This is a genomic window from Bifidobacterium sp. MSTE12, from assembly GCF_000513015.1.
Taxonomy (GTDB): domain Bacteria; phylum Actinomycetota; class Actinomycetes; order Actinomycetales; family Bifidobacteriaceae; genus Bifidobacterium; species Bifidobacterium dentium.
In genome coordinates this window covers 15261-36331 of the sequence record NZ_AZYA01000031.1, presented here as the reverse complement: position 1 = coordinate 36331, position 21071 = coordinate 15261, and the positions used below count along the sequence as shown (strand labels likewise).

14 protein-coding genes and 1 tRNA gene are annotated in these 21071 nt (G+C 55.7%); 3 read left to right on the top strand and 12 right to left on the bottom strand.

Annotated features, from left to right (window positions below; genetic code table 11):
* Window positions 1–178: 178 nt before the first annotated feature.
* The 4 genes from HMPREF1494_RS06480 to HMPREF1494_RS06465 all read right to left on the bottom strand — a co-directional run bounded on the left by HMPREF1494_RS06480 (window position 179) and on the right by HMPREF1494_RS06465 (window position 5408).
* Entirely contained in the window at window positions 179–2182 is a 2004-nt protein-coding gene (locus HMPREF1494_RS06480; protein WP_034521176.1) for a glycoside hydrolase family 127 protein, read from the bottom strand.
* Between the two features lie 27 nt (window positions 2183–2209).
* Window positions 2210–3028 carry a carbohydrate ABC transporter permease gene (locus HMPREF1494_RS06475; RefSeq protein ID WP_034521174.1) on the bottom strand — a complete coding sequence of 273 codons (819 nt, stop codon included), beginning with the start codon at window positions 3026–3028 and terminating at the stop codon, window positions 2210–2212.
* Window positions 3029–3046: 18 nt separating this feature from the next.
* On the bottom strand, window positions 3047–3961 hold the full coding sequence (locus HMPREF1494_RS06470; RefSeq protein ID WP_034521173.1) for a carbohydrate ABC transporter permease: 915 nt from the start codon (window positions 3959–3961) through the stop codon (window positions 3047–3049).
* Window positions 3962–4091: 130 nt separating this feature from the next.
* Window positions 4092–5408, bottom strand: coding sequence for an ABC transporter substrate-binding protein (locus HMPREF1494_RS06465; protein WP_034521170.1), 1317 nt, complete (start codon window positions 5406–5408; stop codon window positions 4092–4094).
* Window positions 5409–5642: 234 nt separating this feature from the next.
* On the opposite strand from HMPREF1494_RS06465, the gene HMPREF1494_RS06460 reads away from it, so the two are divergent.
* Window positions 5643–6662, top strand: a complete 1020-nt coding sequence (locus HMPREF1494_RS06460; protein WP_034521167.1) for a LacI family DNA-binding transcriptional regulator — start codon at window positions 5643–5645, stop codon at window positions 6660–6662.
* A 310-nt stretch (window positions 6663–6972) separates the two neighbouring features.
* Here HMPREF1494_RS06460 and HMPREF1494_RS06455 read toward each other — a convergent pair whose 3' ends face one another.
* From HMPREF1494_RS06455 to HMPREF1494_RS06425, 7 genes are all read right to left on the bottom strand, one after another.
* The gene (locus HMPREF1494_RS06455; RefSeq protein WP_034521165.1) at window positions 6973–8199 is read right to left on the bottom strand and encodes a helix-turn-helix transcriptional regulator; all 1227 of its coding nucleotides are present in this window, start codon (window positions 8197–8199) and stop codon (window positions 6973–6975) included.
* A gap of 442 nt (window positions 8200–8641) precedes the next feature.
* Window positions 8642–9319 carry a nitroreductase family protein gene (locus tag HMPREF1494_RS06450; RefSeq protein ID WP_034521162.1) on the bottom strand — a complete coding sequence of 226 codons (678 nt, stop codon included), beginning with the start codon at window positions 9317–9319 and terminating at the stop codon, window positions 8642–8644.
* Window positions 9320–9389: 70 nt separating this feature from the next.
* Window positions 9390–9463 (bottom strand) — tRNA-Gly (locus HMPREF1494_RS06445).
* Between the two features lie 221 nt (window positions 9464–9684).
* Complete coding sequence (gene htpX, locus HMPREF1494_RS06440; protein ID WP_034521159.1) at window positions 9685–10662, bottom strand: zinc metalloprotease HtpX; 978 nt, start codon at window positions 10660–10662, stop codon at window positions 9685–9687.
* 129 nt (window positions 10663–10791) lie between these two features.
* Window positions 10792–11790 carry a serine hydrolase gene (locus tag HMPREF1494_RS06435; protein WP_231495359.1) on the bottom strand — a complete coding sequence of 333 codons (999 nt, stop codon included), beginning with the start codon at window positions 11788–11790 and terminating at the stop codon, window positions 10792–10794.
* Window positions 11791–12022: 232 nt separating this feature from the next.
* Window positions 12023–13477, bottom strand: coding sequence for an FAD-dependent oxidoreductase (locus HMPREF1494_RS06430; RefSeq protein ID WP_003842972.1), 1455 nt, complete (start codon window positions 13475–13477; stop codon window positions 12023–12025).
* Between the two features lie 119 nt (window positions 13478–13596).
* Window positions 13597–15318, bottom strand: coding sequence for a hypothetical protein (locus HMPREF1494_RS06425; protein ID WP_034521155.1), 1722 nt, complete (start codon window positions 15316–15318; stop codon window positions 13597–13599).
* A gap of 244 nt (window positions 15319–15562) precedes the next feature.
* On the opposite strand from HMPREF1494_RS06425, the gene HMPREF1494_RS06420 reads away from it, so the two are divergent.
* Window positions 15563–17080, top strand: a complete 1518-nt coding sequence (locus HMPREF1494_RS06420) for an amino acid permease (RefSeq protein WP_034521153.1) — start codon at window positions 15563–15565, stop codon at window positions 17078–17080.
* A 92-nt stretch (window positions 17081–17172) separates the two neighbouring features.
* The gene (locus HMPREF1494_RS06415; protein WP_034521152.1) at window positions 17173–18183 is read left to right on the top strand and encodes an asparaginase; all 1011 of its coding nucleotides are present in this window, start codon (window positions 17173–17175) and stop codon (window positions 18181–18183) included.
* A gap of 179 nt (window positions 18184–18362) precedes the next feature.
* On the opposite strand, the gene HMPREF1494_RS06410 is transcribed toward HMPREF1494_RS06415, so the two are convergent.
* Entirely contained in the window at window positions 18363–20747 is a 2385-nt protein-coding gene (locus HMPREF1494_RS06410; protein WP_034521148.1) for an HAD-IC family P-type ATPase, read from the bottom strand.
* Window positions 20748–21071 lie beyond the last annotated feature (324 nt).

Here is a 21071-nt window from a genome sequence, read left to right as displayed (position 1 = left end):
ATGAGGATTGACATCAATGACTTTAATCAGGGGTTTTGAAAAACCTTCATCACTGTAATGAGTATCCCCCATCGCATACGTTCATGGGATACATCCTAGTCAGATGTATCCCATGAACTGCTTGGCGCCGGATGCCGCTGTGTTTAACGCTCAAGCTTTAGCATGTGAGAATCTGCAATCATGTAGTCTTATCCCCTCGCCTCAGCCAGACAAGCATTTGCCCATTCTCACGATTTGCCCAAGCGTAATACGGTATCAATCGTAGGCTAACCGATTCCATATCCGCTTCATCATCATGATTCACCGGATAATATAACTTTTTGACATTATTATTCTTATCAAGAACCGCAGGAACGCATATCGTTTCAACACCACCCAGCAGATCAGCGTCGAATTGAGACACAGCACCGCCTCGCAATGCTTCCTGCGTAACTCGATACTTCCATAAATCGTTAGTATTGTCGACTTGTTCCGCACAGAATACCGTCGGACCACGCATAAAGGCCACTTTACCAGCATCCGCCCGCACATTTTCATTGGCTTGCATGGCCCGCACAGACATATCTAAATCCAGCGTTACATTCATCGATATACATGAAGCAGGCACCTCCAGTGTGATGAACCCGTTTCGAGGAGGTATCGCAGTCGATATGCCGTTTATTTGCAAAACATAGTTATCTTCCGCCCAATCAGGAATACGTATCGCGAAACGGAAATCTGTATTGGCGGAACTCTCCACATGCCACGATATATGACCACTGCGAGGAAAATCACTATCTTGCACAACACTCACTCCATGGCCGAATGAAGCTCGATTGGCAATAAACTGATGCGCATAAATTGTATTATCCGTCACTGTGTACAGATAACGATCCACCGAAGCCACCAGACGTGCGATATTCGCCGGGCAACAAGAGCATCCGAACCATTCTGCTCGATGCGTCAATACATGCTTCTTATCGGGATTGTATGCTGACAACGCCGGATCAGCTTCTAGAGGATTAACATAATAAAAATGTGAGCCGTCGAGCGACATGCCAGAGATAGCACCATTGAACAACTGCTTCTCTAGCACATCGGCGTACTCTCCTTTCTGCTCGATATCGAGCATGCGACGCGCAAACATTGCCATGCCTACAGAGGCACAACTTTCACCATACATGGTATCGTTCGGCAAATCATAATCATAGGTAAACGCTTCACCTTCATGTGTCGAACCAACCTGACCAGTAATATACATTCGTCTGTCAACGATGTTTGTCCATAAACGTTCAGCCGCTGCACGTAGCTGCTCATCGTCAGCGAGATGAGCGACGTGAGCTGCTCCCTCACATAAATAAACAACACGTACGGCATGACCCTCAGCGGTGGTCTGTTGCGTAAAAGGTTTATCAATCTGATAATACTTATGGCTAAATGTTGATTCATTAAGCATTTCGCACGGACTCAGACCCTCCTTAAACTGTTGATCCAAGAAATTTGGATCTTTACCGCGTTCATGCAGAAAAAAAGACGCAAGCTCAAGATACCTTGGCTCTCCGGTAGCTTCGTATAGCCTAGGTAGGGCAACCTCAATCTCAGGATGGCCATCAACACCGTGAATCTTGCCTTCCTGCGGTCCGAATGCTCGGTCGATGCAATCGGCCATACCTCGAGCAATATCGAGCGCTTTACCGCTACCCGTCGCCTCCCAATAGGCGACTGCTGCTTCGATATAATGCCCCATGGTGTACAGCTCATGTGATTGACGCAGTCGTTTGAAACGTTCTCGCGGATAATCGATCTGGAATAGCGAAACCAAATAACCATCTGGCTCCTGCGCTTGGGAAATGAGGTCAATCAAATCATCTGCCAATTCTCGCAGATGAGAATCCTCACGATAACGTAGCGCATACGCTACAGCCTCTAGCCATTTGTATAAATCGGAGTCTTGAAACTGATAGCCAGTATGATGTCCTTTTTCAAGCCCTGCAGCAATGCGCAAATTACGGAGCGTATGCCCTTCATTACCATCAAAGGAATTGCCAGACGAGGGGTCATCCGGCAGCTTTGCGTCTTGCTCGTCTGACATAACAGCCCATTGATATGGCAATACTTTGTCGACGATGAGATTGCGGTAGCGACACCAAAATTCGGAAGTGATCTCTACATTGGGACGCGTGCTAAACAACTTTGTTTTCATAGCGGTTGTCTTCCTTATTTATCGTTATCAGCCCTTAATGGCACCTGACATAAAACCTTTGACGTAGTACTTCTGAAGAACAAGGAACAAAATCACACAAGGAATCATCAGTACTACGACACCAGCTTCGGTAATGCCATAGTCAATAGCACCAAGTGCCTGACTGCGCATATTAACCATGGCTAACGGCAAAGTCGCTTTAGCTGAAGAACTCAGATACAGCGGAATCATGAAATTGTTCCACGCTTCCAGAAAAGCAAGCAAGCCCACTGTAATCATGCTCGGTTTAACGACCGGTACCAAAATTTTCATTAAGGCCTGCAATGAGTTGCACCCATCTACCATGGCAGCTTCTTCCATGTCCTTGGGAATGGCATCGAATGCGTTGCGCATAATAAACGTTGACATCGGCAACTGGAACAATGTAATCACCAGTCCTACGCCAAGCAGGGAATCGTTCAAACCGATATTCTTGAACCACACCATCATTGGGATGAGCAATGAAGCATAAGGTACCATCAGGATTGACAGCGTCACCAAAAAGCCAAAATTACGCCCTGGATAATTAAACCGAGAGAACGAATAGCCTGCCATAGTGCATACAATGACAGAAAAAACTACGGTCACTCCGGAAACTACCACTGAGTTGAACAGATAAACCGAAAGTCCTTCCTGGAACTTAAATAACGTCAAATAGTTATTGATGCCCCATCCATCGACCTGCGATGAGCCAGGTTGCGGACTGAATGAGCAGATTATGACCCAAATCAACGGAGCGAGGAACACGAAGGCCAGCAGACCTTCGAGAATGCGGGCGATGACACGCTTCCACAATGGGGTAGCCATGATAATTCACTCCCTCTTTCACTTAGTGTTGTCGCGCATACCGCGCATCTGAATCGAATTAATAATCATCAGGAACACCAACACAATTAGGGACAATGCAGCCGCCATTCCAAGATCTTTCTTCGATTCGAAGGCGAAACTATAGATGAGTTGCACTACCGTAAGCGTGGAATTGTTCGGACCGCCGCGTGTAATGATAAAAAATTGATCGAAAGCAAGAATGGAGCCGGTCACGCAATAGACCAAGCACATCACAATGGTCGGTCTCATTAGTGGCAATGTGACGGAACGGAAGATACGCCACGCACCGGCACCGTCCATGCGCGCCGCCTCGTACAAATCCCCCGGAATTGACTGCAAGCCGATCATCATCAGAAGCATGTAATAACCGGAAAATCGCCAGACAATAACAATGATGGTGGCCCACAACGCACTTTGTCCAGTGGAGAGCACGGAACCGTTGGAATCCATCAGTCCGAAGAAGCTCAATATCTTCGTCACAGGTCCGACCTGCGGGGAATACATCGCGTAGAACAGCAGCGAGGCCGATGCCAAGCCCGTGGCGGAGGGCAGCAGAAAGCAGGTGCGCAGCATGTTATTCCATTTAGTGCTCTCCTGCACGATCAACGCTAAGCCAAGTCCAAGCGCCAGTAAGAAAGCAGTGACAAGCACTGTATACTCTAACGTGAACAGCACTGCATGCCCCAGCAACGGATGCGAGAACACTTTGATAAAGTTGTCCGGGAAGTTGATACCTCGATTTCCTCCCATCAAGCCCCAACGCGAACAGGCCATGACAACCAACAGCACAATCGGCACAAAGAACAAAACGATGATGAACAACCAATCAGGAATGGCGTACAACCACCCTCTTTTGGCCTCCACCATTGCCGCCGTGGATCGGCGTTGTGAGGTAGATAAACGGGTAGACATGGAATTCTCCTTTATTGCAACGATGCCGAAAATGACCCTAGAATTCACAATCTGCTGAATTATGCAGGTTGCGTCTGATAACACACCAATACATCAGACGCAACCTATAAGGGTGGGGTAATGTTACGTATCACTGCGCCAATACATCACTAATTGACTGATTATCGGCTTTTAACTTATTTGCCTCTCCCCACACCTGATCCTGCAGGAAAATCTGGAATGGCGAGCCAGCTGCATTAAATGCCTCATTAAAATTCTTAGACACAGGAGTACGTCCGTTGTCCAACACACTATTGGCTATTTGGATTCGTTCATCCATACTCTTATACCCATTTTTAAGCACTTTAAGATTAGCTGCTGTGTCACCATGATCAGCGAATACTGTTTGCTGGGCATCTTCAGACATTAGCCAACTCAAGAAATTCCAAGCTTGCGCTGCATTCTTTGAATCCTTAGAGATACCAATAGCATCACCGCCAAGGAAAGTGGAGCTCTCACCCTCTTTGATACCCGGAATCGGCGCGACTCCAATATGAGGACCGCCAGACTGTTCAGCTTCAATCAATGTAGCGACAGACGCTCCAGCATATGGCATCACGCCGATTTTACCGTTAGCAAACGGTGTAGTCCAAGTCGAACAATTCTCTTCCTTGGATCCAGCGCCAATACCGTTAGCAGTACTCGCAAGATCACGGTACATAGAAAATACTTTCCGCGAAACCGTCCCGTCAAGCAGCGAAGTATCACCACCCTCACTGATGACCTCTTCTCCGCTGGCCCAAATCATTGGAAAAGTCATAAATACAGCGGCTCCACCACATTGGCCGGCAACGTAAGTGCCAGCTACGCCTTCTTTATTCAGCGCAGCGACTGCTTTCGCCTGCTCTCCAAATTCTTCAATAGTAGAGGGCCCCTTTTCAGGGTCCAGACCAGCTTCCTGATACAAATCCTTATTCCACACCATTACTGAAATATCATTGAAAAATGGCAGGGTGTATTTGGCTTCCCCAACGGTACCGGCGTCAATATGCCCTTGGGTCAAGTCGGACAAATTGTCCAAATCATTAATCTGGCCAGTAATATCAGTGAAGATACCTTCCTCCGCCCAATATGGAATACGCACAACGTCACCTGAAAGTAAATCTGGCAGCGAATCCGTTTGTGATGAGCTACCGACTTTACCCTCCATATCTTCACTAGGTACCAGTTCTAGTTTGATTTGGTTCTTATGGCTAGCGTTATAGGCCTCGACAGCATTAGTCGCTTGGCGCTCCTTATCAGCACGCACCCACAATGACAGTTCAGTACCATCATCCGTACCACCTGCCGGAATGTCTTTAGCAACGGTCGCGTCATTGCTACTACCACAACCGGCAAGGGGGGCAGCTAGTAGCATGGTCGCCACGAAGCCCGAAAGAGCTCTGAAAGTCCAACTACGCGATTTCATAACCACTCTCCTTAATTTTCTTCCGCTCCCTCAACGACGAGTGAGCATCCTTTGGTTTCAACCACCCAATTTGTTAAAACCTTTTCACATCATAAAACAATAGTTTTTTACTGTCAATTTCAAACTATTTGAAAATAGTATATGGCATTATTTTCACCATTATTTTCACACTTCGTGAAAACGCTATAATTAGCGGAGGAACCATCAAGAACCCTAATCCCGTAAGGCAACTACGTGAAAAAAGGAACAACAAAGACTTCACCACGTCTCGAAGATGTAGCTAGAAAAGCTGGCGTGTCGATTTCAACTGCATCAAAAGCATTACATAACAATCCTCGCGTCAGCGAACAAACCCGCAATCTGGTGCATCGCATCGCCGAAGAACTCTCCTACACACCCAACGCTATGGCACAATCGCTGGTGACCGGCATGAGCGGCACAATCGGATTAGTCACTTCTGATATGCAAGGCCGATTTTGCACTCAAATTCTCATGGGCGCAGAAAACGTATGCAGCGCCCAATCAATCTCCGTACTGCTAGCCAATGCGCGCAATGATCCCACATTTGAAGCAATGCACATTCAAAAACTACTGTCGTTAAACGTTGATGGTCTCATCATGATGGGCCGAGAGACCGACCCACGCCCTTCTCTCGGTCAAAATTTAGCCGTACCAGTCGTATATGCGTACGCTCCGTCGGAAGACCCTAGCGATGCTTCGATTACCTGTGACAATACCGGAGCCGGCCGCCTTGCCATCAATCATTTAATTTCCTGCGGTCGCAGACACATAGCCATCATTGGCGGCGACGAATCCTTTGCCGCCGCCACAGACCGTGCCGAAGGAGCATTAAATGCACTAGCGGACGCCGGCCTCAAACTCGCCGGCCCTTTACGCTATGGCACATGGCACGGAGACTGGGGGCGTGGCGCCACCCGTCTTTTACTCGACCAGAACATACAATTTGATGCCATTGTCTGCCAAAATGACCAGATTGCTCGAGGCTGCATCGACGTTCTCAAAGAACGTGGCATCCGAGTGCCAGATGACGTGGCCGTCATTGGCCATGACAATTGGTTTGAAATCGTCACTCTCTCCCGACCGGAACTCACGAGTATAGATAATCTCGCCACCGATATTGGAAGCCAAGCAGCAAATATGTTGCTAGATGCCATTCAAGGTTACCCCCATCATGGTGTTAAGTCTCTACCTTGCAAGCTAGTCCAACGCGAATCCACCATTTGTCTCGAATAACAGCTAGGAACCACTGTCTTAGTTGGAATAGAACAACGCATTCCACAGATGTCCGATTCTGGTGAATCAGCCATTCAGACCCCAATATCAGGTATCCAAATGTCCGATTCTCCAGAATCAGTCAGGTAAAGGCAAAAGATATGGGTTTGTTTGTCCGATTCACCAGAATCGGACAAACAAACCCATCAGACAACTGCCCGCATGCCACAAGCCGCATGCCACGCGCTGCACAACCCGCAGCTGCACAACCCGCAGCTGCACAACCCCACGGCTCCGCATCACTCCATTCGCAGCCAGCAATCCCAGCGCCCTACCGTCGGCCGTTACGATACTTCAGCAACTGGATGACTGCGCCGGCAACGCCACACAGGATGCCGCCAATCGGCCAAGGAATCCAGAAAACAGCTCCCCAAAAACTAGGATCGCCCCCAAGCGCGGCATTCGCATTGACGCCCACGAACAGCATGAGCAACGCCATCACCGTTGCAATCAGCATGATGATACCGCACACCGCCCCGGTAAGTTTGTTGTAGTATTTGTCGGTCACACTCATAGGCTGTGACGGGCTTTCGAAATCATCCTCCGCGGAATCACCCTCCGCATTGCGCTCTTCGCTTTCGCGATTGTACTTGCCGAGCTTTGTGCGATCGAGCCGCATCCCCGTGAAGATGAAGCAGAATACGGCTACGGCCACCAGTGCCAGCATTATGCTGACGGGCCATCCGTTGTTGACGCCGAGTACCTCGTTGCAGTACACCATCACGCATACGCCGACCATGATCAACCCCACACCCACGGCCTTACCGATGCCATTTTCGATGACTGCGCGCGACTTGTCATCATCCGTGTAGAAATCCTGAATGTACGGATGACGCCGTTGGAAATCGCCATGCAGGGCACCGGCAGGAATCAGCAACGCACAGCCTACGATCACACCGAGAATAATCGGCGCGGCGGTCAGGAATTCATTCATCGGACTGTGTCCGATAATTGAGTTTTCGGAGTCGAATAGCATGCCGGCCGCAACGCCAAGAATCATCGCGGCGACGCCAAGTGCAGTCAGCCATGCGTGGATCTTCATATGCCTGTCGTAGCCGACCATGTCTTGCGGCATTGCAGAGCGCGATGCTGCGGCGGAACGCGGCGTCGCTGCAGGGTGATCCGCTTGCAGCGCAGTCGGCGCGTCTTGCGTCGAAGCCGACGATTCCGTCTGGTTTCGCAGCGACGACGAAGCCGCCGCGAAACCGACCGGTTGCGCAATTGCGGCCACAACCCCGACCGACCCGGAATTCGTAGACGTATCGGCGGTCGATTCACGTATGCCCGAATTCGGTCTGCGAACGTCACCCATCACCAGGTCATCAAGCGTTACGCCGAACAGGTCGCAGATCATCAGCAATTTGTCCATTTCCGGATATGCTTTCTCGGACTCCCATTTCGAGATGGCCTGCCGTGAGACGCCGAGCAGCATCGCCAGCTGCTCCTGCGTCATATTGCGGGTGCCGCGCAGGTATTGCAGATTTTCCCTGAAGCTCATCTTTGCTCCTTTACTGCGATTGGTTCCATCGTCTCATACCGTTCGATTGGCGATCTTGCCCTCGAAAGTGTGGAACGTGTTTGCGATTGATGATTGCAGATTGCCACATGGCTTCGGTTGCGTGCCACCATCTTGCGGTTGCACGGCCTTGGTGCAACCGAATTTCTCCCTGCAACCGGTAGTTGCGGCGGCGTACGCTCGCCTTTCGTTTGTCCGATTCTGGTGAATCAGCCATCCGTGTACGTTTTGGCACACCCTGTTTGTCCGATTCTCCAGAATCGGACAAACATGCCCATACTTTTGCCCTCCGGATGGCTGATTCACCAGAATCGGACAAACCAGAACCCAAGGCAACGGTTGTTGGCCCCAGCTTGGTCCCGAGTGCCCGGCTAAGCCAAGTGCCCCCACCTAAGCCCAGCACTCTGGTCGGCTCCAGCCCCAGTCAGGCCCAGCCGAAATTATCGGCTCCCGCCCCTAGTGAGAAATGGTATTTGACCAGACCCAGATCAGCTCCGGAGTATGACGTCTCGTTGGTCAGACGAACGGACACGATCCGCCCGTGTCCTTCGATGAAAAAGTCCTGTTTGTTGAATGCCGTCGGTGCAAGCAGTGCCGCTTTCACACCGTCCGTGAACCATGTAGGGGCCTTACCGTCGTATTTGCAGACTTCGGAAACGGATTTGGATTGGTGCGGCTCGCCTTGCTCCGCTCCGTATCCGATGGCGATGACGGCGATGGTCCGGTTACCTTCCGCCATTTTGTCCACAATCTTACGGCTGTAGGTACCGCCCGCCCACCAGGTATTGAGGCCCAAGGTTTGCGCGTACAACATGAGATCGGCGCCCGCATATCCCAGTCGTTCGTCCAGTTCTCGAGGGTCCTCCCCCTCACGCAGATTCGCGGACATGATGAGGAAATTACGCACACCTTTGGCACGTATCAGTTTGAAGATGGGGCCGAACGCAGTTGTGTCTTCGGTTCGTAGAGTGATGGCCGTGCCATATTTTTGATTGTCATGCGCAACGCGCCTAGTAAGCAACGATACGATGTCGTCAGGTATCGGCTTGTTGGTATAGGCACATACGGTGTGCCGTGAACGCATCGCTTCAAGCATATCCATACATACACCTTAGCCTTCAATCGGCTTCTCTGGCTATGCTGTTGGAATAATCCTGAAGTTGGAGAAATCGTGGAGCGGATGACGGGAGTCGAACCCGCCTTTAAAGCTTGGGAAGCTTTCGTTCTACCGATGAACTACATCCGCAAAAAGTGCCTTTTGGGCACGGAGGTTAAGTTTAGCACGTCGCGCACGGCTCCACAGACGCGGTTCCCGATATACGGATTACCGACCCGCGCCGCAACGCCCGCATAACCGCCCGCCAGCCAGATCCGTCAGCCGAGTCCGTTGAGAGACTCCGCCACACGAGCGCTGTACTCGCGCCGCACAAGCATCCGCCAGTTAAATCCGCCGTCCAAATCCACCAGTCAGCTGCGGAACGGTCCTTGCGAATACCCGCCCTGCGCATACCCATCGGACGTATATCCGGACTGCACGCCCTGCGCCTTCATCTCCTGGCTCATCTGCATAAGTCGCGAAATGCGGTCGGCGGTCGGCGGGTGCGTGGAAAACAGGCGGGAGAAGCCTTCTGTGGAGAACGGGTTGGCGATCATCATCGCGGCCACCGACTGCGTGCCTGCGGTCTTGCGCATCGGCGCGGCCTCGGCACCGTACGAAATCTTATTCAACGCGGAGGCGAGCGCTTCGGGATCGCCAGTCAGCATCGAACCGTCCTCATCGGCATCGTATTCGCGCGTGCGCGAAATCGCCATCTGAATCAAAGAGGCGGCAATCGGCGCAAGGATCGCACTCAGCAGCACGCCGAGCAACCCGAGTCCATTGCTGGACGAGCCGTTGCGATTGTCTCGCGACGAGCCACCTCCGAAATACATGAGCGAATAGCCGAGATACGAAATCACCGTGGCCATGGCGGATGCGATTGCGGAGGTCAGAATATCGTGATTGTACACATGCATGAGTTCGTGGCCGAGTACGCCGCGAATCTCACGCTCGTTGAGCATCTGCAGAATGCCCTGCGTACAGCAGACGGCGGCATGCCGTTCGTTACGGCCGGTCGCGAAGGCGTTGGGGCTCATGGTCGGCGCAATGTAGATGCGCGGCATCGGCTTGCCCGCCTTTGCGGACAGTTCGCGCACGATTTTGTACAGCATCGGCGCCTCCTGCTCGCTGACGGCCCGCGCACCCATCGACGCGATGGCCAGTTTGTCGGAAAACCAGTACGAGACGAAAGTCGAGCCAAGACCGATGAGAATGTAGACGCCAAGCGTGCGCTGACTACCACCCGTAGCCCACCAAATCAGCATGATGACGCCCCACATCAACGCGAAAAGCAGCGTTGTCTTCAAGCCATTGCAATGGCCATGCACCCGCAATTTGCCGTTCATAGGGCCCAAGCGTAAAGATGCAGTCTGATATTTTGCTGGATACATGCTGGGCGCCTTATCGGGTCCGCACCCCGCCACCGACCGGCGCAACATATCAGGTGCGCGCAAAGCGTGCGATCGCGAATCGCCCTACGCCAGCATGGCGCCGGAATGCACCGAATCCAATACGTCAACCAGCTCGGTGAGCAAATCGTTGCGTCCGCATGCGTCCGTCATCACGCTGAGCACGTACGCACCGGATGACGACGCCACGATTCCGCCGTCATTTAACGCATACAGGTCGCCTTCGCCACTGATCCATCCGGCTTTCGTATACACCGTGGTTGAGTCGCCAAGCGCCCGATGAATATTGGAGTTGAGTGAATCCGTCATATCGCCCGACAGCCACTGCAGCGCCTCGTCGGAAACATCGGCGGCCCCGGACGTCTGCTGTGCGAACAGGAATCCATAACCCTGCGTCCACAGCTTCGCCATGTCCCGCGCACAAGTGGTCACGTAACCATAGCCGGCCATCTGCACGGCGGTGCCGGCTTGTGCCGCCCATGAATCGAAGGCGTCGGTGCCATACGTGTCGACCAGCCAACTGTAAGCGGTATTGTCGGAGACGGTCAGCACCTGGTCGATGTTCTGTTTCGTCGTTGCATTCTGCGTATCGCCCGCTTGGTATACCGCGTTCAGATCGATGGTACCCGTCGAGGCGAGTGCCATGATGAACGGCGCTTTGATTGCGGACGCCGAATAGACCTGCGCATCCGCATTGTAGGAGATCGCACGGCCGGTATTGATGTCTACCAGCACGAAGGATGCGGTATATCCCGCGGATTCGAAATTGGTTATCTGCGATTCGATGGCCAGTTGCGAGTCAGTGTCGAGCGTGAAGCCGGAAGTTGAGATCGTTGCGCTGCCGTCAAGTGCGTCGATGCCGGTCATCGCGGACTGCATCGGACTGTCGGATGCATCGGTTTGTGATGTTGAGGAGGCTTGTCCGCTGGAAGAGGCGCTCTTTCCACCTCCCTCGGATGCGGATGAGCCAAGGCCCTGCAAACCAGCCGCTCCCGTACCAAAGGCGACAGCCAGTGCGGCTGCCGCCGCGATGCCGGTCACAGCCACGGTGACGCGCCTACGCATGTACATTCGACCTGTTTTCCACACGTGATTTCTACGATCGCCGAATCCCATGACACTCCGTTTTCGTATGATTCCCCTGTCGTGCGTAACGCTATGACCGAAAAGTTATCGTGACCTTACGCACACCTTGGGTTTTTCTGGAAGCCGAAACATGCGGTGAAGCCGCCACCCCAGCGCATCGAAGCATCATACGAGCAGCCCCTCGAGCTCTCTGCCCGAGGGGCTGCGGGAATCAGGCGTGGGCCAGAGCGCGCATCTGCTCGGGTTCGATGACCTTCTTATGCTCGCGGCCTTCCTTCGCACCCTCGGCACGCTCGAAGGCATCGACCTTCTTCCAGCCAGCGAAGTCGATCGGCTTGACGCCACGTTCCGCAAGCAGACGGTCGATGGATTCCGGATCGCGATCGGCGGCCACGCGTCCGCCCTCGGCGGCCTTGGACAAATCCTCCAGCATGTTGGTGACGATCAGCAGCGCGTCGGACTTGGTGGAGCCGATCAGGCCCACCGGACCGCGCTTGGCCCAACCGGTGGCATACAGGCGCTCACGCACCTCAACATCCTCACCGGCTTCGGCAGCCGTGGTGATACGGCCATCACCATGGGCATTGGCCAGGTGCGCACGGCGCTCGTCATAGGCAATGCCCGGCGCAGTGGCCGGCTTGTAGCCGATTGCATGGTACACAGCCTGCACCGGGTATTCCTCGAATTCGCCGGTGCGGCTCATCCTGCCATCCGCTGAAGTCTCGGTCTTCTCCACACGGATGCCGACGACCTTGCCATCCTCGCCCAGCACTTCGACCGGCGCGGAGTTGAAATGCACATAGTACTTGCGGTCGGCCGGATTGCCTTCGAAGTCCGTGTCGCCGTCGTCTTCCATGTCTTCGGCCATCTCACGGATGGTGAACAGTTCTTCGACCATCTGGCGGGTGAGCTTGTCCTTGCCGGCCTCCTCGATGGTGTCGTCATCCAGATCGAAATCGTCCTCGTTGATGATCAGCTGCACGCCCGGCAGCTTTTCCATCTCACGCAGCTCCTGCACGGAGAACTTGGCCTGGGCCACGCCACGGCGGATGAACAGGTGCAGCACCTTGGCCTTGTTGCCCTTGATGCCTTCGTACACGTTGTCCGGAATGTCGGTACGTTCCTTCAGATCATCGGCGTTGCGCATGAGCTCGCGCGCCACGTCCATGGCCACGTTGCCACCGCCGATTACGGCGACTTCTTCGGCTTCGAGCGGCCATTCGCGAGCGCCGGTCGGATAGCCGTCATACCATTCCACGAACTTGGCGGCACCGTACACGCCGTCAAGATCGGCTCCCGGCAGTCCGAGCGGCTTGTCTTCCACCGCACCGGTGGCGAACAGCACGGCGTCGTAGCGTTCGAGCAGTTCGTCAAGCGTCACGTCCTTGCCGAATTCCACGTCGCAGTACAGGTGGATGTCGGGGTTGTCGAGCGTCTTCTCGAGCGCGCTGGCGATGAACTTGATGGAAGGATGATCGGGGGCCACGCCGTAGCGCACCAGGCCGAACGGTACGGGCAGCTTTTCGAACAGGTCGATGCGGGCCTTGGTACCCAAGCCGAGTTCGTCGCCGAGCTTGCCCAGTTGGCGCAGGAAGATGTCGGAGGAGTAGACGCCTGCGGGGCCGGCGCCGATAACAGCAATACGAAGTTCATTAGTCTCAGTCACGCGCTCTAGCCTAACGCAAACCGTCGAAACGCAAAAGGGTCGATTTGCCGGGGGAATGGATGCTTGGATGGCTCTCTGCCAAACTCTCCCTTCCTGACGTAGTCCGGAATGGCGGGGTGTCACGAACGCAGATCGCGCAACACATCCACGCGCACATACGCCGTGATGTCGGCAGTGGTGGTCCAGTTCTTCCACGGCGTGCGCTTCGTCGCAATCGTGATCTTGCGATAGTCGCGCATACGGTATCCGAGGCGCTTGAAATAGTAATCCGGAAAATCGGTGTCTCCGATCACGAATTCAGGTTCGCCATTGGCGGCACAGGCCGCGATTTCCCGATTCATCCGCGATGCCGTCGGCACCTGGTTCGGTTCGTAGGCACGGCCGCGATAGGTACAGTCCAGTAGGCCGTGGTCGAAGTACGGGTCGGCGGCGATTGCCGCCCAGCTGTAACGGTGCGTATCTTCCTGGCGCGGCGTATGGCTTCCGTCCGGCCAGGTGGTTTCGGGATAGTAGCGCCAGAACGACACCCAACGGTCATGCTCGAGCCCGTTGCGCTTGACGAATGCCATCATGGCCCGTGCGCCCGAATAGTCGTAGCGCAGGTCACAGGTGATGGCGGCGACGTTCCACAACAGGCTTGGCAACAGCAACGCCACGATCACGCAGTCACGCACGACAGCGGGACTCCAGCGCCGGGTTTCGGCGGTTTTCTCGAACCGTGTCTTCACGAATCGGCGTAGACGTTCCGGCGCATCGTCCGCATCAAGCGGACTGTCACGGACAAGCATCCACCAATCCGCGACGAACAGCGCAAACATGATGCCCAGATGATGCAGGCTGAAATACTTCGCCGCACACAGCGCGAATAGCGCATACGGCAGCAACAGAATATCAAGGTCGCCGCGTCTGCGCGCAAGACGGACCAACGCGGCCCAGATCAACGCCGACAGTACCACGCACACCGCAATCGGGAGGACGTCCATCCTCATGCCATGCAGCGAGACATCGCCGGCGAACGACGTGAACATGCTTTCGGACGGCAATACCAGCCAGAACATCAGGAACTGCAGAATGGGTGAATTGCCGTTCGTGCCGGGGGTCACGCCGAAGGTGTCGGGATATGGCAGGATGCACGCGGCCAGCATAAGGCCCACGGCCATCAGCGTCAGCCAGGCGACGAATCGTCCGGAATCGGCGATCAGGGCGCGGAGGGACCGCGCCTGCAGCAGCACGCGGGCGACCCACACCAACGCCACCGCGCATGCCAGAACGATGCCGTAGCTACTGGTGCAGCAGAGCAGCAGCAGACTCAACGTCAAGCGCCACGGATGCCGGTCGCGTCCCTTCCAGCAGTCGGCCACCAGGAATATGGCGGCGCACATCAGCGCGTACGGACGGGAGGTGACGCCATATTGGAAGCATGGAAAATATGTGAACGGCAGCAGGACCGCGACCAGCGGGGGGAAGGGCGAGCGGAACACCAGCAACCATGCCATGACCGCGGCGCAGACCAACTGTACGCCTTTCAGACCGATCTCATATGGCACCCCGAGCTTCGCGGGAATCGCCAGCATCAGCCACCATAGCGGCGGATGCCCCTCGTAATGCGGGCGCAGCAGCAGGATATCGCGGAATGACGCATCGCGTGCGATGAGCCATGACTGCGCCTCATCGAACCACGGCTCATGGAACGCCATCACGCATACGATCACGACGACGTACGCGATGAACGTGATGGGACGCCAACGACGGCGGATCCAACCCCTCATTCCGGTTCCGAACCGTTTCGCCTCGCCCGGCCTTGCCTCCCCCACGGCACCGGCCAGCATCTCATTCCCCATATCAGTCTCCCACCGCCATGCAGCTTCTCTCTGATGCACCAATTTAAGCACATCCGATATGGACATGGCAGGCAGGGGCCAGCCGCATCACACGGCCCGAACGACTCACGGCGCCACTGTCGTGGCACGGATGCAACCGAATCTCGCTCAGTTGCACACCGTCCTTATAATGTGCCTGTTAATTCATGTGCCTATTCATCAGACTAAAACGTTTGACGAATACCACCGCCCTCATACGGCACGCATGCATGGGACCTACAACACAGAGAAAGAGCAAGCAACAGTGAGCGACGCAACATCGCACAGCGCAGTCAAACAAGACAAAAGCGACGCAGGCTATGCCAAGGACCTGAAGCCACGTCATATCCAGATGATCGCCATCGGCGGATCCATCGGCACCGGTCTGTTTCTGGGCGCGGGCGGCCGACTGTCGCAGGGCGGCGCAGGACTGGCAATCGCCTACGCCGTATGCGGCATCTTCGCGTTCCTGATGGTGCGCGCATTAGGCGAGCTGGCAATCCGCCGCCCGTCATCCGGCGCATTCGTCTCCTACGCACGCGAATTCCTCGGTGAGAAAGGCGCGTACGTGACCGGATGGCTGTTCTTCCTGGACTGGTCCGTGACCGTCATGGCCGACATCACCGCCGTAGCCGTGTACTTCCACTACTGGAAGGCGTTCCAAGGCGTGCCGCAATGGCTACTGGCACTGATCGCGCTGGCGTTGGTGTTCGTGCTGAACATGCTGAGCGTGAAAATGTTCGGTGAGGCGGAATTCTGGTTCGCGGCCATCAAGGTGGCCACCATCGTCGCGTTCATGCTCATCGCCATCTGGGCCATCGTGACGGGCGCCCCGGTTGGCGACGCCCACGCCGGCATCGCCAACATCACCGATAACGGAGGCCTGTTCCCGATGGGCATCGCACCGGTATTCGCCCTGACTCTGGGCGTCGTATTCGCGTTCGGCGGCACCGAAATGGTCGGCGTGGCCGCCGGCGAAGCCAAGGACGCCGAGAAAGTGCTGCCGAAGGCCATCAATTCGATGATCATCCGCATCTTCGTGTTCTACGTGGGTTCCGTGGTGCTCATGGCACTCGTGCTGCCGTATACCGCCTACTCCTCCAACGAATCGCCGTTCGTCACGTTCTTCTCCGGCATTGGCATTCCGCATGCCGGCGACGTGATCCAGGTCGTAGTCCTGACCGCGGCGCTTTCCTCGCTCAACGCAGGCCTGTATTCCACCGGACGCACCCTGCGTTCGCTGGCCGTGGCCGGATCCGGACCGAAATTCGCGGCACGCATGAACAAGCATCACGTGCCGTATGGCGGCATCATCATCACCTCCACGTTAGGACTGGTCGGCGTGGCACTTAACGCGGTACTGCCATCCGACGCGTTCGAAATCGTCATGAATCTGGCTGGCATCGGCATCGCCGGCACCTGGACGTGCATTCTTGTAACGCATCTCGCATTCCTCAAGAAGGCGAAAACCTGCGAGGAGACGCGACCGGAATATCGCATGCCGGGCGCACCGTACACCAACTACATCTCCCTGCTGTTCTTCGCTGTGGTCGTGCTGTCGAATCTCACCAGCGCTGCCGGCCGTTGGACGCTCGCCATGTTCGTGGTGGTCATCATCGCCATGGTGGCGGGCTGGTTCTACGTACGCGGTCGCATCAACGGCGATCTGATGGACGAGATGCTCGACGACAACGGCAACGGCGTGGCCGACGTGCTGGAAACCACGCAAACGCCGGGCAAGTAGCCGCTCACGATATCGGACAAGACAGTAAAGTGGGCGGCGGAACATACAGGCCGCCCACCCGGCGCATCGATTTTTCGATAAGGAGGAAGGCAATGCGCATTCACATCACCTACACCGGTGGCACAATCGGGATGATCGACTCGCCGAATGGTCTGATTCCGGGCGCCGACACCCGTGGATGGCTGTTCCGTCTGCTTGAGGATGCGCATATGGACTCCGGCCTGTTTTCGTTCACCGAACTTGATCCGCTGATTGATTCGTCGAATGCGACGCCCGATAATTGGCAGACGATGATCGACGATTTGCGCACGCATGCCGATGACGCCGACGCGTTCGTGGTGTTGCACGGCACCGATACGATGAGCTATTCCAGCGCGGCCCTGTCGTACGCGCTGACTGAATTCGGCAAGCCGGTGATCTTCACGGGCTCGCAGCATCCGCTCGGCAAAATCGAATCGGATGCCACCGCCAATGTGACCGGTGCGTTGAACGCGGCCATGAGCGGACGATTCCATGGCGTGGGACTGTTCTTCGGGCATCATCTGTTTGCCGGCAATCGTGTAAGCAAGTCATCGAGCTGGGCGTTCGAAGGGTTTTCGGCGCCGTCCACCGGACCGCTGGCACGCACCGGCACGCCTTGGCACTGGTATGCGGACGATTCCGCAGCGGTCGGATGTGGCTGGCGGTCACCGAAACCGTACGAACGCCATGACGTGGCCGTAATCGACATGGTACCGGGCATTTCTGCGGCACGACTGGACGCCATGCTCACACCCCGGCCGGAGGCGGTGCTGTTACGCGCATATGGCGTAGGTAATGTGCCCAGTGACGAGCCGGGTCTGACCGACGTGATCGCCGACGTGCTGCACGACGGCGTACCGGTTATCATCGCATCGCAATGTCAGCAGGCGGAAGTGCTGCTCGGCCATTATGAGACGGGCGATGCGATCGCTCGCGCCGGGGCCATCGGATCGGGTGACATGACGCTGGAGGCCGCCTACGCGAAAATCATGTTCCTACTGTCGCAAGGCGTGACCGGATCGGACTTCGGCAAATGGATGAAGCGACCCATCGCCGGCGAAATCTCACCCAGTTCGCTGTAGGGCCATGGGACTATAGGGATTTATTGGGATATAAGGATAGAGGCCGCATCACATAATCGTGCACGACTTTCAGGAAATCACATTCCCGGGAATCGTGCACGGTTCATCATCGCATCCAATCCCAAATATCTTGGGAAAGACGCAAGAACAGCCTCTACCACCAAGGCGAATCCGCGCGCTCACTCCCTATCCCACAAAGCAGTGAGGGCCCATAGTATGCTCACCACATCAATGCCTTCCTGCATAAACGCACCGACCACCACCGGAATCAGGTTGAACGCGGCGGCAATCATGCCGATGACGGCAAGACCGAGACCCACGAGCACCGCCTGCAGCATCACCTTCTTGGTACGACGAGCGATGGCGATGGCACGCGGCACGGAAGCGATGTCGTCGTTCATGATCACGACCTGAGCGGATTCGGAAGCCGCGGTCGACGTACCATCGGTCATGGCCATGCCGATGTCGGCAGCCGCGAGCACCGGCGCATCGTTCACACCGTCGCCAACCATCATGGTCACCTGGTGAATTCGGGATTCGCCCGTGAAGCCATCCCACCACGTCCGATGCCGGCGCGTAGCTTCGGAAGCATCCTTGACCGCACGCACTTTGTCTTCAGGGAACAGTTCGGAATGGACGTCATCAATGCCGACCTCCTCGGCGATGATCCGTGCGGAAGCCGCCTTATCGCCGGTCAGCATGGACAGTTTCCCGACACCAAGCTCGCGCAGTCGGGCCAAGGCGTTCTTCGCGTTCTTGCGCGGCACGTCACGCAACACGATGCGTGCAGCCAGTTGCCCGTCAAGCGCCACGTACGCGGCCATCTCATCCGGTTCGAGCGGCGCGAACCGCGAGTTCACATCCAGCCTGCCTTTCACCGCCCGTTTGTCCGATTCTGGTGAATCGGACAGTACACCCGCATTCCGTATCCTCTGCATGTCCGATTCTGGTGAATCGGACACTTGAACACTAGTTCCTGGCTTCATATTGTCCGATTCGGGAGAATCGGACATCTGGAGGGTAGTGGAGGTGCCACGTTTGTCCGATTCACCAGAATCGGACACATGGACCACTGGCGAAAAGCCGAACTCGTCGGCCGTGGCATAGGCATAACGCCCCACGCGCACCTTGTGCCCGTTCACCTCTCCGGACACGCCTTTGCCGGCATCCTCCACAATGTTGTTCACCACCGGGTAGTCGCGCCCATGTCCTGGAAGATTCCGTTCCGCGCACAGCCGCTGCCCTGCCGCATACCGCGCATACAAATCATGCATGGCCCGCTGCCCGGCCGCCGCGATGCCCTTCGACAAAATGTGCACGGAGTACCCCTCCACTACGCCGGCCATCATGAGAATGTGATCGTCATTGAATGGGGACCTTACGTCGAACGGCTTCTCGACACGCACGACCTGCGGCTGTTTAACGGTCAACGTGCCGGTTTTGTCGAAGAAGATATGCGTCACGCGGCCTAGGTTTTCAAGCACGTCCTGCGCTTTGATAAGGATCCCCGCCTTGGCGAGCCGTCCCGTTCCGGCAACATACGCGACCGGAGCCGCAATCAGCAACGGACAAGGCGTGGCCAACACCAGCACCTGCGCGAATCGCAATGGAGTGCCGGCAATGATCCATGCGAGCACCGCAATCGCAAGCGAAAGAACGGTAAACGGCACTGCAAGCACGTCGGCGGTTTTCACGACGGCCGGCCGTGAGTCCTGCGCGGACGAGACAAGCTCCAGAATCTTCTGATACTGCGAATCGTGAGCAAGCTGTGTGGCACGCATGGTCAGCGTTGTCGAGCCGTTGACGGCTCCCGACATGACGCGTGCCCCTGCGTAGATTTCGCGCGGTAGTGGCTCGCCGTTGATGTTGCTCAGGTCAAGCGTGGCCGCCCCCGACAGTAACTCGCCATCAACCGGAACCGTCTCGCCCGGCAGCACCAACAGTACGTCGCCCAACTTGACGTCGTCCACGGAAATCGTGGTGAAATGCTCTCCGGAAGCGTCGTAAGCCTTCGGCGCTCCTGTGTCCGATTCACCAGAATCGGACATTGTGACGGCGCGACGGAAGCCGTCCTCCGAAATATCCGAGGCATGTTCGGTACCGGACGCATGCACATGTCCACGCATACCCGGCAGTCTTACTACGTGCGCAGTCCTCGGCGCGGCCTCGATCAGCGCCGTCAGGTTGCTTTCGGCTTTCGACTGTGCGAATTCCTCAATCGCCTCACCGGAAGAGATCATCAGCACCACGGCCCAAGCGGCCCAATACTCCTGAACGGCGAGCGTCGAGGCGATGGCGATGACGGCCAACAGATCGACGCCGACGTGACCATGCCGCACATCGTCGATCATGCCAAGCACGGTGACGATAATCGTGTATAGCACCAGCGCAATCACCAGCCACTGCCCGACACCGGGATTGACCGAATCCCAGCCAAACAGCATGGCGAATACGGAACGCGTGCCCCATGGTCGCCACGTGCCCAGCATGGCCAGCGGGATGGCGGCAAGGATGGTGATCGGCAGGAGTGGAACCTGCTTGCAAAGATTGATGACTCTACGCATCGAATCTCCTTACGCTCGTATACCAGCCGAGGACGTACAGGTCGGAATACCGGTCCAAGGCTGATGCATTCACGCCTTGTTAACCCATCGGCGGCACTGTCCGAACGTGGAATGCCTCGATACACGGCGTAAAAAGATTACTGGAATGTTCAATTATCCGGCCGCTTCAACGACCTTCGTTTTAAGGGTAACAGGTCTTCAGGGGGACTTGGCCGCACGGCATGTGAAACGGGACTGTGCGATTGCTCACACAGTCCCGTTTCGCTTGGTGCTACAAGGCTTTTCGATGATTATCGCGTTCGCCTTGGGCTTGTCGGGGGTTTA

Excerpts from the sequence above, each read along its gene's own strand:
- HMPREF1494_RS06480 (WP_034521176.1), bottom strand. The coding sequence starts at position 2,182 with ATGAAAACAAAGTTGTTTAGCACGCGTCCCAATGTAGAGATCACTTCC.
- HMPREF1494_RS06475 (WP_034521174.1), bottom strand. The coding sequence starts at position 3,028 with ATGGCTACCCCATTGTGGAAGCGTGTCATCGCCCGCATTCTCGAAGGT.
- HMPREF1494_RS06470 (WP_034521173.1), bottom strand. The coding sequence starts at position 3,961 with ATGTCTACCCGTTTATCTACCTCACAACGCCGATCCACGGCGGCAATG.
- HMPREF1494_RS06465 (WP_034521170.1), bottom strand. The coding sequence starts at position 5,408 with ATGAAATCGCGTAGTTGGACTTTCAGAGCTCTTTCGGGCTTCGTGGCG.
- HMPREF1494_RS06455 (WP_034521165.1), bottom strand. The coding sequence starts at position 8,199 with ATGAGCTTCAGGGAAAATCTGCAATACCTGCGCGGCACCCGCAATATG.
- HMPREF1494_RS06450 (WP_034521162.1), bottom strand. The coding sequence starts at position 9,319 with ATGGATATGCTTGAAGCGATGCGTTCACGGCACACCGTATGTGCCTAT.
- htpX (WP_034521159.1), bottom strand. The coding sequence starts at position 10,662 with ATGAACGGCAAATTGCGGGTGCATGGCCATTGCAATGGCTTGAAGACA.
- HMPREF1494_RS06435 (WP_231495359.1), bottom strand. The coding sequence starts at position 11,790 with ATGCGTAGGCGCGTCACCGTGGCTGTGACCGGCATCGCGGCGGCAGCC.
- HMPREF1494_RS06425 (WP_034521155.1), bottom strand. The coding sequence starts at position 15,318 with ATGGGGAATGAGATGCTGGCCGGTGCCGTGGGGGAGGCAAGGCCGGGC.
- HMPREF1494_RS06420 (WP_034521153.1), top strand. The coding sequence starts at position 15,563 with ATGCATGGGACCTACAACACAGAGAAAGAGCAAGCAACAGTGAGCGAC.
- HMPREF1494_RS06415 (WP_034521152.1), top strand. The coding sequence starts at position 17,173 with ATGCGCATTCACATCACCTACACCGGTGGCACAATCGGGATGATCGAC.
- HMPREF1494_RS06410 (WP_034521148.1), bottom strand. The coding sequence starts at position 20,747 with ATGCGTAGAGTCATCAATCTTTGCAAGCAGGTTCCACTCCTGCCGATC.